Source organism: Chryseolinea sp. T2 (assembly GCF_037203685.1).
Classification (GTDB): Bacteria; Bacteroidota; Bacteroidia; order Cytophagales; family Cyclobacteriaceae; genus Chryseolinea.
In genome coordinates, this window is record NZ_JBBCAU010000007.1 from 104,554 (window position 1) to 120,614 (window position 16,061).

Annotated in this window: 12 protein-coding genes; 7 read left to right on the top strand and 5 right to left on the bottom strand. The window is 48.2% G+C overall.

The features are described 5' to 3' along the window. Positions 1-9: 9 nt before the first annotated feature. On the top strand, positions 10-1,293 hold the full coding sequence (locus WBG78_RS21595) for a Gfo/Idh/MocA family protein (RefSeq protein ID WP_337328572.1): 1,284 nt from the start codon (positions 10-12) through the stop codon (positions 1,291-1,293). A gap of 80 nt (positions 1,294-1,373) precedes the next feature. Here the strand turns inward: WBG78_RS21595 and WBG78_RS21600 are convergent, their stop codons facing one another. Continuing rightward, positions 1,374-1,595 (bottom strand): hypothetical protein, encoded by a 222-nt coding sequence (locus WBG78_RS21600; protein ID WP_337328573.1) that lies wholly within the window; start codon positions 1,593-1,595, stop codon positions 1,374-1,376. Positions 1,596-1,822: 227 nt separating this feature from the next. Between WBG78_RS21600 and WBG78_RS21605 the strand changes: the two genes are divergently transcribed. After that, positions 1,823-2,563 carry a 3-keto-disaccharide hydrolase gene (locus WBG78_RS21605; protein ID WP_443092796.1) on the top strand — a complete coding sequence of 247 codons (741 nt, stop codon included), beginning with the start codon at positions 1,823-1,825 and terminating at the stop codon, positions 2,561-2,563. Positions 2,564-2,741: 178 nt separating this feature from the next. Beyond that, positions 2,742-3,590, top strand: coding sequence for a murein L,D-transpeptidase catalytic domain family protein (locus WBG78_RS21610; RefSeq protein WP_337328575.1), 849 nt, complete (start codon positions 2,742-2,744; stop codon positions 3,588-3,590). 20 nt (positions 3,591-3,610) lie between these two features. Here WBG78_RS21610 and WBG78_RS21615 read toward each other — a convergent pair whose 3' ends face one another. Next, positions 3,611-5,416: a L,D-transpeptidase family protein gene (locus tag WBG78_RS21615; protein ID WP_337328576.1), complete on the bottom strand. Its 1,806-nt coding sequence runs from the start codon at positions 5,414-5,416 to the stop codon at positions 3,611-3,613. A gap of 816 nt (positions 5,417-6,232) precedes the next feature. Here WBG78_RS21615 and WBG78_RS21620 point away from each other — a divergent pair. After that, positions 6,233-6,805, top strand: coding sequence for a T9SS type A sorting domain-containing protein (locus WBG78_RS21620; protein WP_337328577.1), 573 nt, complete (start codon positions 6,233-6,235; stop codon positions 6,803-6,805). Between the two features lie 170 nt (positions 6,806-6,975). On the opposite strand, the gene WBG78_RS21625 is transcribed toward WBG78_RS21620, so the two are convergent. Continuing rightward, positions 6,976-8,052 carry a Gfo/Idh/MocA family protein gene (locus tag WBG78_RS21625; RefSeq protein ID WP_337328578.1) on the bottom strand — a complete coding sequence of 359 codons (1,077 nt, stop codon included), beginning with the start codon at positions 8,050-8,052 and terminating at the stop codon, positions 6,976-6,978. 141 nt (positions 8,053-8,193) lie between these two features. Here WBG78_RS21625 and WBG78_RS21630 point away from each other — a divergent pair, with 141 nt between their 5' ends. Further along, a complete protein-coding gene (locus tag WBG78_RS21630; RefSeq protein ID WP_337328579.1) occupies positions 8,194-9,120 on the top strand; it encodes a sugar phosphate isomerase/epimerase family protein in 927 nt (308 codons plus the stop codon). Between the two features lie 73 nt (positions 9,121-9,193). Here the strand turns inward: WBG78_RS21630 and WBG78_RS21635 are convergent, their stop codons facing one another. Beyond that, on the bottom strand, positions 9,194-10,957 hold the full coding sequence (locus WBG78_RS21635; RefSeq protein WP_337328580.1) for a DUF5060 domain-containing protein: 1,764 nt from the start codon (positions 10,955-10,957) through the stop codon (positions 9,194-9,196). A 170-nt stretch (positions 10,958-11,127) separates the two neighbouring features. On the opposite strand from WBG78_RS21635, the gene WBG78_RS21640 reads away from it, so the two are divergent. Next, on the top strand, positions 11,128-13,818 hold the full coding sequence (locus WBG78_RS21640) for an alpha-L-rhamnosidase (protein WP_337328581.1): 2,691 nt from the start codon (positions 11,128-11,130) through the stop codon (positions 13,816-13,818). Between the two features lie 3 nt (positions 13,819-13,821). Then, positions 13,822-14,964, top strand: a complete 1,143-nt coding sequence (locus WBG78_RS21645) for an MFS transporter (RefSeq protein ID WP_337328582.1) — start codon at positions 13,822-13,824, stop codon at positions 14,962-14,964. A gap of 61 nt (positions 14,965-15,025) precedes the next feature. Here WBG78_RS21645 and WBG78_RS21650 read toward each other — a convergent pair whose 3' ends face one another. Beyond that, positions 15,026-15,814, bottom strand: a complete 789-nt coding sequence (locus WBG78_RS21650; protein ID WP_337328583.1) for a PhzF family phenazine biosynthesis protein — start codon at positions 15,812-15,814, stop codon at positions 15,026-15,028. Positions 15,815-16,061 lie beyond the last annotated feature (247 nt).

Consider the following 16,061-nt stretch of genomic DNA (forward strand, 5'->3'; position numbering starts at 1 on the left):
CAATACGCCATGACCAAACCCGTTTCCCGCCGACAGTTTATTGCTGCAGGTAGCGCAGCTTTAGGTTTTGCCATCCTGCCGAACTTCATTTCACGCGCTGCGCCTAGCGATAAGGTTAGAATAGCCCACATAGGCCTCGGCGGCATGGGTAATCAGCATATGGACTGGTTTGCTGCATTGCCCGATGCGGAGATCGTTGCGCTATGCGATCTCGACAAAACGCATCTGGAAACCACACTCGCAAAGCTGAAGTCTTTGAAACCGGATACCAGTGCCGTTGGATATGAAGATTTCCGGCATGTCCTCGAAAGGAAAGACATCGACGCCGTAACAATTGCAACTCCGGATCACTGGCACGCTCAAATTGCCATGCTGGCCTTCGATGCCGGAAAGGATGTGTATGGCGAAAAGCCCCTCTCGTACGATGTTCATGAAGGACAACGAATGCTGAAGGCCCGAAAGAGACACAAGCGCATCTTTCAACTCGGCACGCAGATTCATGCAACTGATAATTACCATCGCGTTGTGGAGCTGATTCAATCTGGTGCCATTGGCAAAGTGCATACTGTTCGTCTTTGGAAGACCGGATTCTCACCAGGGATGGGCCATCCGACACCGACTGCTCCTCCTCCAACGCTTAATTGGGATATGTGGCTCGGACCAGCTCCTTACGTCGATTATTATCCTGAACGGTGCCATCTTAATTACCGATACTTTTTGGATTATTCAGGTGGAGTATTCGCTGACTTCTGGTGCCATATCGCTGACGTTGCATGGTGGGCAGTAAAGCCAACTGGCCTTAAATCTGTTACGGCACGAGGTGAAAAAACCGACGGTGTTGCCGATGCGCCGAAATGGGTCGATGCCGATTTTGAATTCGATAATCTCAAGGTTTACTGGACAACAACTCCACCCAATGTGCCTGGAGCTGCAGAACGTGGAATTGGTGCCTACTTCGAAGGCGATAAGGGAACGCTGATATGCGACTATAAAACCCGCTCACTGACAATCAATGGAGAAACCGTGACCGATATCCCAACCGTTGCACAGTCTATTGTGCGCTCACCAGGTCATCAGCAAAACTTTCTCGATTCAGTTCGCAGCAGGAATCAACCCGAGTCCAACCTGGAGTACGTCCGCGAAATGACTTTGCCCATGCACCTGGCGGTGATCTCGTGGCGTCTGAACCGGCCCCTGAAATGGAACGCTTCCCGCGAAGATTTTATCGACGACAAAGAAGCAAGTGCTCTGCTCTCGCGCAAGTACCGTAAGAAATGGGATTTGATTGGATAACCCAAAAGCATTTCACCGGACAAATTCCATGGCCACAAAGGAGCCATGAAACCCTTACCAGGTCAGGCAAGCTATTGTTTTCAATGATTATCAGACTGCAGCAGCAACGCACGAAGGCGGTCATAGGGCATGTCTACTTCAAGATACACAGGAGCGTCGTGAACACTTTGATAGTTCAACTCGACGATTGACTTCGTGGTGTTTTGAGGACTCTCATAGGCGCGTCCAATACTGGCCACATTAATCAATTCGGACTTGCTTCCAATTTCGTCCGACGTTTGCAATTCGATGAACTGGGTCATTGCTGCTGGATTTTGCACAAAGATAGAACAACCCGGATACAACACACGTCTTACCTGATGAGCCTGCTGTTACCTTTCATCATACAAAAGAGCGGCGTTTCGACTATTCGCATTATCTTGACAAACCTGGAAAGCATGTCCGCAGTGGATTTCGCTTCTTCCGGTAACTTATCATTCACTACAAATAGATTGCCCCAATGAAAACTACGTCGCTTCCCAAGGTTCTGATGTTATGCCTGTTCGCCATGCCATTGCTTTCATCTGCACAGGTCGGCGTTGGCACGAAGCCTATTAAAGGCGCAGAAGTCTATCTTGACGGTTCGCGCAAAATGCTGGACGACAAATGGACGTACTGGAAAGGTCCACGCCTGGCGGCAACTCTTCCAATTAAGTGGACTGTAGTGCCTGACCCGGTCGACAAAGGAACAGTGATTAGCAGCAACGATCCCGCCGGTGCTGGCGGCAAATACGGCGCGGCCGATATAGTTACCAAGAAGGAGTTTCGCGATTTCCGGGCGCATGTCGAATTCCTAATTGCGAAACCGGGAGGCAATAGCGGAGTATATCTTCAAAATCGTTACGAGATACAGGTCCTCGACGGAGATACTACAACGCATGGGCTAGCAGCCGTCATCAATGAAACGCGTTCTCCATATGAGTTATACAATGGCGTTGGCAAATGGAACTCGTATGATATCGTTTTTCGCGCCGCCCGCTTTAAGGATGGGAAGCTCACAGAAAAGGCGCGCGTGACATTATACTTCAACGGCAAGAAAGCGCACACCAATCATGAGATCAGCCAGGTTTGGGGTGGTCCAAACTCCGGTATCGATGGTGGCAATGATGGCGGAAAAGGCATCACAGATGTTCCAGGCGGCCTCAAACTTCAGGCCGAGGGACATGACGTATTCTATCGCAATGTCTGGATTAAGGAACTCGACCTGAAGCAGCCCAGCACAGACTTCTAGCCTCTAATACGCCAAACAGAGGTGCAGAACCCCTGTTTGACCATGTCATCCATCGGCCGTTTTTGTCTGTTCGTCGGCCGGGAGTCCGCATTCAAAGCCGCAAACGGCAATCTCCGCAACTCTGGGGTACTGTTTCTTCCTCAGAATCAGGTATTTTCGTGGTTTAACCAGAAAGAGGATGATACGATCAGTGATGCTTGTCTTGCTTTTTGCCATTACGACGGCTTTCCAATTTACCTCGGTTCGCAACGGGGACAATAGTAACTCCGAATTCCCTGCAACCGCAGCGTCACTGGTCAACACCGCAAGCTCGCAAGCCCTCGCAATAACATCTCGTCCCTTAGGCTTCATCAATGGGTTCTTTTCCGACGAACTCGTATTCGAGGATTCAATTCAGTCTCTCTACCGTTCCATCAACCTTGAAGAGTACAATCTGTCTTATAAAGTTTTCAAGTATGCGATGACGGGGTATTTCAACCTCAGTCAGCAAGGAAAGCTCAGCGACAAAAAGATGATTTCGATCATCGACTTCAGCAAGAAAAGCACACTTAAAAGATTCTATACTATCGATCTTGAAGCTCTCGCTGTCAAGTTCTTTACCTACGTGAGTCACGGAAAGAATACCGGCGAAGACGAAGCAAAGTCGTTTTCAAATGTTGTGCACTCCAATCAAAGCAGTCTTGGATTCTATGTAACGGGTGAGACCTATGTGGGCAGTAAGGGCTACAGTCTCAAACTTGATGGCATGGAGAAGGGATATAACGACAGGATTCGCGAACGCGCCGTCGTAATTCACAACGCTGAGTACGTAAGCGAAGCCTGGATAAAAAAATATGGCCGGTTAGGAAGAAGTCAGGGTTGTCCTGCGCTGCCCGTTGAGCTTGGGAAAAAGATCATCGATGTTGTGAAAGAGAAAACCATGGTCTTCGCCTATTTCGACGACGAGCAATACCTGCGATCATCTTCTATCCTTGATGCATCGTCTTTGATTCAGACGCTTACGGCGTCCGCAAAGGTTCAGGATTAATCCCCGGCCCTTCTCCTGCTCTACATACCTGCAGCAGAAACTGCTACGCTTGTCACCGGCACTGGCTTAGAAACCATCAATTGCTTCAGCTGCGCCTTGTCGTGACCATAAATGTCCTCCCGGAACTGAAGCAATCCTTCATCATCCACCCAGGCCGTCTGATAAGTGAGATACACTGGATATCGTTTCTTCAATATGATCGTCGCAGGTGACGATCCGCTCATCGCCTTCAAAATTCTGGTTGCATCCCAACCCTGCTGATCCTTAAGGAGGTATTCAGCAAGCTTCGCCGGCTCGTGAAGCCTGATACAACCATGACTCAACGCACGATAGTCCTTTGTGAAGAGTCTTCTCGAAGGAGTATCATGAAGATAGACACTCAGGTTATTAGGCATCATGAATTTCACTGAACCCAGTGAGTTGTCAGTACCGGGATTCTGAACCACGCGCAGCTGATAAGGATTGATATTAGGATCTTTCCAGTTTTCAAGCGCCGGGTCGATCTGTACATCCTGTTTATAGATCACAAAGTTCTTTTCTGAGTAATAAGTAGAATCTTTTCTCAGGTTAGGGATGATCTCGTTTTTGATGATACTGGTTGGAACGGTCCACGTCGGACTAAATACAATGTGATTGAGCTGATCGTTGAATATCGGAGTTGGAGTTGTTGAACTTCCTACAATTACACGCATGTCGAAAGCGCGGGTAGCTCCTTCATAAACAGTGAGCTTATAGTCTGGAATGTTTACGAGCAGATAGCGGTCGTTTGCGATTGCCGGCATCCAGCGTAAACGGTCCATGTTAACGGCAATCTGCGCTACGCGATCCGAAATCTTTTGGTTCATATAACGCAGTGTCCGATCTCCTATCACACCATCGGCCGTAAGACCGTGACGTTTTTGAAACAGCTGTACCGCGGCTACAAGCTCCGAATCATAGAATAACGAATCCTGCTCCTGAGCAACAGTTGTCGCCGCGTGTCCACTTACGACAGCTGAACTGTCGTTATGAGATACCTGAGATGTAGAAAACTTACCATTCAGATATTGAAGTTTTTTCCGGAGCAACGGTATAGCTACACTTCGCTCGCCGGGTTTAATTGACGAAGGGATGCTGACCGGATCAATATCATATTGCTGTACACTTCTGTAAAATACCAACGCCTCCTGTAAGCGGGCATACTGCTCATTCTGAGGTTGTACACGCTTAACGGCCGCACGAAGATCTTCGGCTGTTGCAGCACTGGTTACGAAATCAACGTCTTTCGCTACTACGCCAGGTAAACGCCTCCAAACGCTTTTTCCATTGGCAACGGAAATCACCCTGCCCTCGCCAACGTGAGTGGTGAACAACAGGAAGCGATCAGTAAACGCCATATCCAGCTCAACAATCGAATTGGCATTTGGCTCCTGCTTATAAAGATCAGCGATACGCTGTTCGAGGCTGCTGTCGAGATAAGCTGCAGGGTCTAAACCATGGACTGCTGCCTCTTTAAGCATGTTATAGGCCTCATAGAACAATGGCGATGGGCCACGATCCAAAAACCATGTTGTCTGATACCCCTTGATTTTATAGAATGATGCTGTCTTGGCAACTATTTCCTGGCGCCAATTGGATTCAACAGACGCTATCCGGCTTTTCAGAGGTGAGATAACGGTATCCAAAGGCAACGACTTCAGGGGAATCGATACAGCCTGCATTGCCGAATCCTGCTTCGCTGGTGTGCCGGAGGCCGACGGAGCAACCTTGTGACTACACGACGAAAGCACTGCCCCCGCAGTCATCAGGACTACTGTACCTCTCAACCAATTACCCCTCTTGTTCATAATGGCTCTGAATTTCTAATTTCCTTACCGGACGCCAGCTGTATACGTGGTGCATATCCCGTCCGTTGCGTGATATAGAGAAAAAAGTGTACCAATTTGTGGGATTCGAGCGTCCCGGAAAGGGCCTTCCAAAATTGTAGAAATGTGGAATTCTGAACCCATCGCTCCGCCACAGCTGCAGTAGTGGCAGGCTTCCCGAACGGAGAGTGTGCAAGTCGCGCAGGGCGGTCCAAATTTGGAAAAGACGGGACCAAAATCGTCTCCCGTCAGCTCCTATTAAAAGACACAAGTCGGTTACGTGCTTCATCCTAACCCTTCCACTGTTCAACCATCAACTCCCCCGTCTAAATTTTACAGGTCCATCCCCTGGATCCTGATCTACTATTAATAGGATGATCTACTAATTCCTGTATTCAATTTTTGACAACAAACTAGGCAAGTCGCATTGCAATCGTTAATCTTTATTCGTGCCGATGTGTAAGCGCCAAAATTCTCACAATTAACCAAACGGCGGATGTAAACGATGAGTGGATGGAGACGGCAGTCTGTCGGATCGGTACTTCAGGAAACGTTAGAAAAATGGGAACAACCAGACGCGTATTGAGTAAAGGAATCTACTGCAAACGTTGACTGATTTTAACAAAAACCATCACACGTTTGCGCTATACGCAGACCACCCGTTTTTGACAATTTCCCTCTCACTTTTTATGCAATCGTTGTTTCACCTAATAAATACGGTTTCCTTACAGCGGCCGAACCGCACTTTGCGGCAGCCGTATATTTGTATCATAAACACAGAAAAAAATAGATACTAATATGAAAACAAGATCAATCGTTCTGGCCGCCCTTCTTCTCGTTAGTGCATCGGGCGCATTTGCTAATGCTGATCCTTCTAACGCAGCTCTGGCTGTTATCGCACCTAAAGGCTCTGAAGTAGTAAAGGTGATTTACAAAGGCGCAACTGGTAAGATTAAGTTGAACATCTACGATGCTTCTTCAACACTGGTGTTCTCTGAATCACGCAACGTACAACAAGGTTTCATTCTTCCTTTGAACTTCGCAGGTCTTTCTGCTGGTACTTATACTGTAGAGTTGGTTGACGCTTCTGGTGTAAAAACTGAAAAAGTAAACTATCAGCCTGCTAAAGCTACTCCTGCTAACGTACACGTAGCAAAGCTTGCTCAGGAAGGCAAATACCTGTTGTCTGTTGGAAATGCTAACGACCTCGTTACCATCCACATCTTCGATGCTAACAACAACCTGATCCACACAAGCACTAAAGATTCAGCTGGTAGCTTCGCACAGATATTCAACATGCAGAGTGTTGAAGGTGGCGCTACTTTCGAAGTAATCAACGCTGCTGGTATCTCTACTATCGTTCGCATCTAATTGCAAGCGTAGTTACAAAAGCATTAATCTAAATTGAGCAATAAAAAAGGGCTGTCGAAAGGCAGCCCTTTTTATTTATTGATAGGTTGATTTGATGATTTGAAAGGCCTGGGCTTGATTAGCGTATCAGAACCTTATATAGCATCATTATTAAAGCAGCTTAGTCCATTCTAAAGCATAACTACTTTGCCGGTACGGACGGATTCGTCGCAGGCGAAGGCAATTCGCAGACTGTTTACACCGTCCTGCATGTGATCAGATAAGTCAACGTCCTTGGCAATGGCATTAAGGAAGAAACGTTGTTCCCTATTGCATAGCTCCTGGTGGTCAGGCTCGTCACTTAAATCAATCCACTCATCTTTTTTCGCAAACTCGTCTGACTGATCCAGATCAGCGTAATGATAACGCAACGATTCAGCTTTTGAATGGGCCTCAATTGAAGCAGATTGCCCCGCGCTTCCGGCGTTCTTTGCAACTATCGATACGCAGCCTTTCGGACCAATTACATCCTTCACAAAGAAAGCCGTCTCACTGATCATCGGTCCCCAACCGGCTTCATACCAACCCACCGATCCGTCCTCAAAGCGTATCTGCAATTGCCCATAGTTATAATTCCCCGCAGGTATCTCCTCTGTAAGTCGGGCGCCAATCGCATATACCTGAACCGGCTTTGAGCGGGTCATCTGACACATTACATCAATATAATGCACACCACAGTCAACGATCGGACTAAGACTGTCCATCAGGTTCTTATGAACGGTCCACATATAGCCATGACTTTGCTGGTTGAGATTCATGCGCATCACCAGGGGCTTGCCCAAAGAATGCGAAAGCTCTACGAATTTCTCCCACGATGGATGATGTCTTAAGATATAGCCAATCACCAACTTCTTATTGGCCTTCCTGGCAGCTGCAACAACTCTTTCGGCCCCGGCAACTGTAGCTGCCAGAGGCTTCTCAATAAAGACATGGCAACCTTGTTCGAAGGCCATGATTGCATACTGCTCGTGAGTATCCGGATAGGTGGAGATACACACCGCATCTGGCCTGGTTTGCTTGAGGGCAGATTCATAAGAATCGAACAATGGATACTTATTGCCAAGTTTGGCATTCAGCACTTCTTTGCTTTTGCCGGTTGAAACAAGACCGCAGATTTCAACGCCGTCGGTAAGATGATATGCCGTGGCGTGAGAAGCCCCCATGTTGCCGCATCCCACGACAAGGACTGTTAGTTTTTTATTAGCCATGCTCAAATATATGCGGTCTTAGGAAAGATTTTATGGAATCTTCACGAACGGCATCTCACTACCGTTCACATGATTGCCAACGGTTTCATAGCGAAGTTTTATTACTTTCGTAGCCTCGAACCGGCTCAAAAAACAACACCTATGAATCGCAGAGATGCCCTCAAAACTGCAGGCGCTGCCGCAGCGCTCTCAGTCGCAAGTCCCCTCGCCAAGGCAGAAAAGCCTGTGAAAGCATCCGAAAAGTTCAAGCTTTCGCTTAACACCAGTACCATCATGGGGCAAAAGCTCGGTGTTGAAAAATACATCGACATCGCCGCGCGTGCCGGCTATGATTGTATCGAGCTGTGGACGGGAGATGTTAAAGAATATCTTTCAAAAGGCGGAACGCTGAAGGCACTTAAGAAACTGCTCGACGACAGCAAGGTACCCGTCGTGGATGCCATTGGGTTCGCACCCTGGATGGTTGACGATGAGTCTCAGCGCAAAGCGGGCTTGGTTCAGCTCAAAGAAGAAATGGAAATGATGGCCGCACTGGGATGCCCGAGAATGGCTGCTCCCTCTGCCGGCATCAAACAAACTGATACACTCGACATGTTTATTGTCGGCGATAGGTTCAAGCAGATTATTGAATTAGGTCGTACTACAGGCGTAACACCTCAATTGGAATTCTGGGGCGCATCGCGTTTCTACCATCTTGGACAAGTGCTGATGGCCGCTGCAGTAGCCAACGATCCCGGTGTACGCATTCTTGCGGACGTATATCACCTCCACCGCGGAGGATCAGGATTTGACTGCCTGAAGATGGTTGATGGTAGCCTCATCGAAATCTTCCACATGAACGACTATCCCGATACCATCGCCCGTGAAAAGCTGGAAGACAAAGACCGCGTTTATCCCGGCGATGGCGTTGCGCCGCTTACTTCAATACTAACAGATCTCAAGAACATGAAAGGGCCGAAGATCCTTTCACTTGAATTGTTCAATCGTGAATACTGGGCACAAGACCCCTTGCAGGTTGCAAAGACGGGCATTGAAAAAATGCGCAAAGCGATTGCTGCTGTGGCGTGACCTGGTTCTATCGTGCCTGATTCGCTGGCATATTGCCAGAGAACTCAACGGTGAACTTTAACGCGATCCGGAATTAACGTCGTCCAGGCTTCTTGCCTTTTGATTTGCCATCGGCAACAGGAAGCTCTTTCACGAATTCAACAATAAAGGCAACATCCTGACCGATGTAATTGGCATGACTCTGCGTAGTGTGCAGGGATGGAATAGTAAACGTTACTTCATCAGTTGTTGTGCTCAGCTCCTCTTCTTTGATAAACTCACCACGCCAAGTATGGTACAGACGCAACTTGTATTTGCCACTGCGTCCTGCGGCGATGGAAATCTGATCGCCCGCCACATCAGCTACAGGATCCACAACCCAGCCAAAAATTACGGAACCTCCCTGCATGGCAAAACCTTCAGCGCCAGCGATCTTTACCGGCACGCGAACCGGATTGGTCATACGGCCAAATGGAATATTATCGGTGAACTTGCGGATCCATAACAATTGCTTCGATGCGATAACATCATTCAGTTTACTGCTATACGCCCACCAGAACGGAGTCATCGCTGCACCTGTCGTCAATGAAACCCAAAGCGCATTGTGATGTGCAGCAATGTATCCCGGCATTCCAGGCTCATAAAACGTGTGATCCCATCCCGTTTCTCCAATGATCACAGGCTTCTTATAACCGTCCCAGATGGTTTTGATCTGATTAGCATAATTAAGATAGCTGTCCTTTACAGGATGTGTGGTAGCTGAGTCGATGGTGCCTGCGTGATTGATCGGATAACCCTGCGCCTCGTAAATCTCTCTTGCCGCTATGTCTGTTGCCTGATAGCCATCGTGAAAGAATTCTTTCAAACCACCGCTTCTCGTGCCGGTAGTGGGATGGTTATAGGGATCGTTCGCCTTGAAGTAATCATGCACATTCTTTGTCCAACGGCCTGCCTGGACGCTGTCGCCGGAAACCCAGCCATCTGTTCCATTAATCTCATCAACAATAAACCATATTGCCAGAGAGCGGCTGTATCCCCATCGCGCAATGAAATACCTATAGAGCTTCTCCTGATACTTCCATGCGGCCGTGCTTCGAAAAAATTCACGCGACGATGTGACCTGCTGATAAGGATTGGTATGCCATCGGATATTGAATCCGCCCCATACGGTCTCCGAAAGAAATGAATGAAACCAAAGGTTCAGGCTGATGAGGATCTCCCGCTCTTCGCACAATGCAAACAGATCATCGATCCGTCCGCAGATGTCCTGATCGTAGCGCCCTACTCCGCTGCCCATTGTCTCGAGCGGTGTAATGAAATTGCTGATGAAGTTTACGCCTTTGCTTTTCAGGTCATCAAGGTTCTCGCCAGTAACCTTCCCGTTGTACCACAGGCCTACTCCATAAAACGGACTTCCATTGCCGTATTCCAGGTAGCGTTTATTGTCGGCAATGCGAACAGGCCCCTTGAACTTTGATGGGATTGCCCTTAAGGAATATTTACTGCTGGTTGATTCGCCATGCCGGTCGCGTACGTGAACCGTGTATGTCCAGGTTCCCGTTTCGTTTGGTGAAAAGCGAAGTTTCCACATCGTCCCGAAAGTGTATTGATAAAATCCGGGGATGTTCCATTTTTTGCCTGATGGCGAGACGAATGTCGCCATGATGTCAATGTCCTCAGGATCGAAGGGGTTGACGAAGTTCGATTTAATTACCAGTCGCGCCTCAAACTTGTCGTACAAACCAACAGAATCGGCAACAGGTATCACATCCATCACGGCAGGAGTGTTTGCATCAGAAGACTGTGCAACTACAGGTATACTGGCCACCACCATCAAACACAAAATCAAAAGGCGCATGTGATTCCGGGTAAGAGAAGCTCAAAGTAACCCTGAATGACACATAGAACAAAAGTCCTTTACAGGAACGGAAACCAGAGGAAACCGGCCTTTGCCGCTGTTATACATGGGTTGGCCAATAAACGACAAAACACTATTTTCAACCATCACTTCCAGTAAGACATTGTCTCATGACCCAATTCACGGCAAACGTGCTTTCCAGATTAACTTTCGCAATGCTGGGAATACTCCTTGCGATATCGTGCAAAAACAAGATTGAAGAGAGCCCCACCGCTCCCATCGGACTTCAGTGCGAATACATGGAAAATCCTGTTGGTGTCGATTCTGAAACACCCCGCTTCCGCTGGAGATCCAATGTTGTTCAGGACGAATACCGCATTGTGGTGGATGAAGACTCCGTGCAAGTCAGCAACGGAAAAGGAACAATATGGGATTCCGGTCAGTTAAAAGGTTCGGATAATCTTGCCGTTTATGCTGGCTCCAGGTTGAAACCATACACCCGATATTTCTGGACCGTGCAGGTTTGGTCAGATGGCGAAACACGCACGAGTGCCGTCGCATCTTTTGAGACCGGCTTGAAGGAGGAATCCAACTGGAAGGGCAATTGGATCACTGACAGTAAAGATGTAAATCTCAAACCCGCCGGCTATTTCAGAAAATCATTCGATGCGACAAAAAGCATCCGTTCCGCCCGTGCTTATGTTGCCGCCGCAGGGCTGTTTGAACTTTCAATCAATGGTGAAAAAATCGGTGACCATGTGATGGATCCCATGTACACCCGCTTCGACAAAACCATTCTGTATGTTACCCACGATATAACCCGTTCAATGAAGCAGGGACAAAATGTAGTCGGCATGTTGTTGGGTAATGGCTGGTACAATCATCAATCGACAGCGGTGTGGGATTTTCATAAGGCTCACTGGAGAGGACGCCCTCGCTTCTGTATAAATATTCGCGTCGAATATGATGACAATACTGTTGAGACTATCGTTTCTGACACCTCCTGGAAAACGTCGTTGAGTCCAGTGATCTTCAACAGCATTTATACTGCAGAACACTACGATGCCCGTCTGGAACAGGGAGGCTGGAATGCTCCCGGATTTGACGATAACAAATGGGCATCTTCAATTGAGGTAGTCAATCCGGCAGCAAGAATCAAATCGCAGGTACTGCATCCGATCCGCCACGTGACACGGATCGCGGCGCATGGCTTCAAAAAGATCGACGATCGTAAATATATTTTTGATCTCGGAAAGAATATCGCCGGAGTAAGCGAATTAACAGTAAAAGGAAATGCCGGCACAACGATCAGGCTAAAGCACGGTGAGCAGCTGGACAGCATCGGAAACGTAGATCAGTCAAACATCGACGTACACTATCGCCCCACAGACGACTCCGATCCTTTTCAGACCGATATCTTTATTCTTAAGGGCGGCGACACAGAAACCTTTTTGCCCCGTTTCAATTACAAAGGTTTTCAATACGTTGAAGTCACCAGCGATCAACCTATTGAACTAACGCAATCGAGTCTTTCCGGTCTAGAGATGCACAGCGATGTGCCAATCGCCGGACACATTCAGTCATCAAGTGATCTCATTAACAAGATCTGGTCAGCGACGAACAATTCTTATCTCTCGAACCTCTTCGGTTATCCAACTGACTGCCCGCAAAGGGAAAAGAATGGCTGGACGGGCGATGCTCACATCGCTTCCGAAACTGGCTTATATAACTTTGATGCCATTACCATTTATGAAAAATGGTTGGCGGATCATCGCGACGAGCAGCAGGACAACGGCGTATTGCCTTCAATCATTCCTACTGCAGGCTGGGGATACGAATGGGGGAATGGTCCGGACTGGACAAGTACAATAGCGATCATTCCGTGGAATCTATATCTGTTTTACGGTGATGTTCGACCGCTTCAGGAGAACTACGAGAACCTCAAACGATACGTTGATCATATTACTGAGATCAGTCCAAAGGGCACTACCGATTGGGGACTGGGTGATTGGGTACCCGTAAAATCAGTGACGCCAAAGGAGCTCACCTCGTCATTGTATTACTATGCAGACACACGCATTCTTTCTAAAGCTGCATCCATCCTCAATAAACCCGAGGATGCAAAACACTATGAGGCGCTTGCTGCCACCATCGCCGATGCCATCAACGCTAAGTTCCTCAACAAGACTGAAGGCATCTACGGCAAGGGATTGCAGACCGAATTAAGTGCGCCGTTATTCTGGGGTATTGTTCCCGATGACGTAAAAGAAAAAGTTGTGAACAATCTTGTAAAGCGGATTCATAGCGATGGTGATCACATCGATGTCGGACTGCTGGGAACGAAAGTAATTCTCAATGCCCTAAGCGAGAATGGTCAGGCCGAACTCGCTTACACGTTAGCCTCGCAGGAGACATTTCCATCATGGGGATACTGGATCAGGAATGGCGCCACCTCATTGTTTGAGAACTGGCCCATCGATGCAAAAAGTGATATCTCGAGAAATCACATCATGTTTGGAGAGATCGGTGCCTGGTTATATAAATCGCCCGGAGGAATCAAACCGGATGCTGCAGCTCCGGGTTTCAAACACGTTCTGCTCGAGCCGCATTTCATGCACGCACTTCAGTCATTCGAGGCGCGCCACACAGGACCATATGGTGAGATCGTTTCCTCGTGGTCCAGAAGCGGAGACCAGATTCACTATACAGCTACGGTTCCTGCCAACAGCAACGCGACGCTGCGCGTGCTGGCGGAGACAATCGACATTACCTCAAAAACAAATGTCGAAGTAACGACTGAGGGACCGCAAAAAGTTGTAAAGTTGCCGGCTGGCACCCACACTTTCGAGATCGTTCAATAGTAAATGGACAACCGGCGACGTCAACGCATTCTTTTAAGTCTGTTCTTTTTTCTGGCAGGCATTTGCTTTTCCTCCTGGGCATCGCGCATTCCAACAATCAAAGCATTCTTTGGTTTTAATGACGCGCAGCTTGGAACAGTTCTGTTGTTTATGCCCATAAGTTCACTGTTGGGATTGCCCGTATCCGGGTGGTTGGTTTCCCGATTCGAAAGCCGGTATCCGATGACGGCCGGATTCATATTGATAGCTTCATCACTCTTTATGATTGGCTTCGCCACATCCGAACTTGTGTTGATCGCCTCGATTTCAGTGTTTGCTTTTAGTACGAGAATCATGAGCATCGCACTTAACACGCAGGCTATCCAACTGCAGAAACAATACGACCGAAAGATCAATGGTTCATTTCATGGCCTGTGGAGCACCGGAGGCATTGTCGGAGTTGGAATCTCGACAGCCTTCGTTGCATGGAATGTGAGCATCGTGATTCACTTTGCCATCATTTCGGCGCTTAGCCTAATCGTTACGCTTGCGGCGTTCCGAAGCCTCAATGGCAACGAGCGATCAACGACGGGCAATCGCATCGCGTTTGCCAAACCAGACCCTTACATTGTCTATCTGGGGCTTCTCGTATTCCTTGCTGCAGTCTGTGAGGGGGGCATGTTCGACTGGAGCGGCATTTACTTTCGTGAAACGGTCGGAGTAGAGCTGTTTACTCTCGGCTATCTGCTTTTCATGGTGCTGATGGCTACGTCACGTTTCGTTTCCGACGGACTTGTTGAACAGTTCGGCATGGCAAAAATGTATATCATGAGTGGAAGTATGATGTGCCTCGGAATCCTCATGGCTGTGGCAATGCCTACTTTCTGGCCATCGCTTATTGGTTTTTGCCTGGTCGGATTCGGATGTGCCTCAGTAATTCCCATGACGTTCTCCCTGGCAGGCCACAGCAAAAAGTATTCACCGGGAATGGCCATATCAATCATAGCCACGTACAGCATCGTAGGCATGCTTATCGGTCCTCCGGTTATCGGCTATATCTCACATGCGCTTAGCTTGCGCGTTGCCTTCCTTGTTTTTGCTTTTGCCGGACTCCTGATGTTACCAATATCACAACTGCTTTTCCGTCTCATCCGGAAGACTGCATAACAGTCTTTCAATCAAAAGTACATCCTGATTAAATGGAAGGATCCCGACTGGAGTTCGTGCGTCAATCAACTTCAATCTCGCCACGAAGATAAGAACGCGCTGTTCCACTGATCTCAACGCGGTCGCCAAGATCTTTGCAGGTGAGTTGTCCTTTTCTCGAAGACAGTTGAATCGCTGACAGAGTTGTCTTACTCAGTCGCTTTGCCCAATAAGGCGTAAGGGTTGTATGTGCGGAACCCGTTACCGGATCCTCATTGACTCCTGATTGAGGCGCGAAGAAGCGCGAAACAAAATCAACGTCATCTCCGGGCGCAGTAACGATCACCCCACGACATGATAGTTTGGCAATCTCACTAAAGTTTGGAACGATAGTTTTGACGTCATGCTCCTTTGCATAGACAAACATATAGTCAGTCTTGCCGCGATAAATCTCCAGAGGCCTGATGGATACTCCCGCGGTTAAAGATTCATCAGGTTGAATACGGGAGTACAAGTCTGCAGGGAAATTCATGGTTAACCTGTCTCCGTCCCGACGGACGGTAAGGTCGCCGCTCCTCGGAGAAAAGAAGTGTATCTCGTCCCCCTTATATCCCTCAAAATTGAAGAGCACGTAGGCCGAGCCCAGCGTGGCGTGACCACAAAGATCCACCTCCACCGTTGGAGTAAACCAACGGATCTCTACACGCGAATCATTCCTGACGAGAAATGCCGTCTCGGCAAGATTGTTCTCCATGGCAATGTTTTGCATAAGCCGGTCATCGGGCCATCGATCGAGCGGACACACCGCTGCAGGGTTACCACCAAATACGTGATCAGTAAAAGCATCGACCTGATAGATTCTTATCGTCATAGTTGGTTCATTGTCAGGATGAGATTCCGTCTTGTCAATTTTCAAAAATTCTGATGCTGGGGCAATGGCGTACCAGAGAATTATTGCAAATAATCAACCTCCATCACGCATAAAGACCATTCCCGCCGATCGCGCGGGAATGGTTGCTTTACGCAGTCGTCACTTAGCCGACTCACAAACGTTGCTACACGAAGATTGCTTCACGCAGGTTCCGTGACACGAGCTGCACCCGGCAGATCGCATTACG

Excerpts from the sequence above, each read along its gene's own strand:
- WBG78_RS21595 (WP_337328572.1), top strand. The coding sequence starts at position 10 with ATGACCAAACCCGTTTCCCGCCGACAGTTTATTGCTGCAGGTAGCGCA.
- WBG78_RS21610 (WP_337328575.1), top strand. The coding sequence starts at position 2,742 with ATGATACGATCAGTGATGCTTGTCTTGCTTTTTGCCATTACGACGGCT.
- WBG78_RS21620 (WP_337328577.1), top strand. The coding sequence starts at position 6,233 with ATGAAAACAAGATCAATCGTTCTGGCCGCCCTTCTTCTCGTTAGTGCA.
- WBG78_RS21625 (WP_337328578.1), bottom strand. The coding sequence starts at position 8,052 with ATGGCTAATAAAAAACTAACAGTCCTTGTCGTGGGATGCGGCAACATG.
- WBG78_RS21645 (WP_337328582.1), top strand. The coding sequence starts at position 13,822 with ATGGACAACCGGCGACGTCAACGCATTCTTTTAAGTCTGTTCTTTTTT.
- WBG78_RS21650 (WP_337328583.1), bottom strand. The coding sequence starts at position 15,814 with ATGACGATAAGAATCTATCAGGTCGATGCTTTTACTGATCACGTATTT.
- WBG78_RS21600 (WP_337328573.1), bottom strand. The coding sequence starts at position 1,595 with ATGACCCAGTTCATCGAATTGCAAACGTCGGACGAAATTGGAAGCAAG.
- WBG78_RS21615 (WP_337328576.1), bottom strand. The coding sequence starts at position 5,416 with ATGAACAAGAGGGGTAATTGGTTGAGAGGTACAGTAGTCCTGATGACT.
- WBG78_RS21630 (WP_337328579.1), top strand. The coding sequence starts at position 8,194 with ATGAATCGCAGAGATGCCCTCAAAACTGCAGGCGCTGCCGCAGCGCTC.
- WBG78_RS21640 (WP_337328581.1), top strand. The coding sequence starts at position 11,128 with ATGACCCAATTCACGGCAAACGTGCTTTCCAGATTAACTTTCGCAATG.
- WBG78_RS21635 (WP_337328580.1), bottom strand. The coding sequence starts at position 10,957 with ATGCGCCTTTTGATTTTGTGTTTGATGGTGGTGGCCAGTATACCTGTA.
- WBG78_RS21605 (WP_443092796.1), top strand. The coding sequence starts at position 1,823 with ATGTTATGCCTGTTCGCCATGCCATTGCTTTCATCTGCACAGGTCGGC.